1 protein-coding gene is annotated in these 410 nt (G+C 66.8%); it reads left to right on the forward strand.

The features are described from left to right. Positions 1-72: 72 nt before the first annotated feature. Positions 73-410, forward strand: a 338-nt coding sequence (locus tag AB4Z35_RS30850) for a ComEA family DNA-binding protein (protein WP_442101278.1), incomplete at its 3' end; no start/stop codon positions are given.

Below are 410 nucleotides of genomic sequence, written 5' to 3' on the forward strand. Positions count from 1 at the left end.
CTCCTATCCTGACAAGGCTCCGTCGCCATCCCGGCACGGAGCCTTGAGTCCAATAAGGAAAGGAGTTTTCTGATGCGCAATCCCTTCGATGTTTCCCTGATCCAGTGCATGCGCCGGATGTTCGTGGCGCTGCTGGTGTCGCTCGCGTTCGGCGGCGCGGCCTATGCCAACGTGGACGTCAACGTGGCGGACGAAGCCGCGCTGACCGGCGTGAAGGGCATCGGGCCGGCTACCGCCAAGCGGATCCTCGATGAGCGCGAGAAGCATGGCGCCTTCAAGGATGCCGGCGACCTCGCGGACCGGGTGCCCGGCGTGGGGCCGAAGTCGGTGGCCAACCTCGAGGCCGCCGGGCTGACGTTCGGCAAGGCTGCGCCGCCCCCTCGCAAGGATCCCAAGGCAAAGGCCAGCGC

This window comes from Pseudomonas sp. KB_15 (assembly GCF_052114525.1).
In the GTDB taxonomy this organism is placed as follows: Bacteria; Pseudomonadota; Gammaproteobacteria; order Pseudomonadales; family Pseudomonadaceae; genus Aquipseudomonas.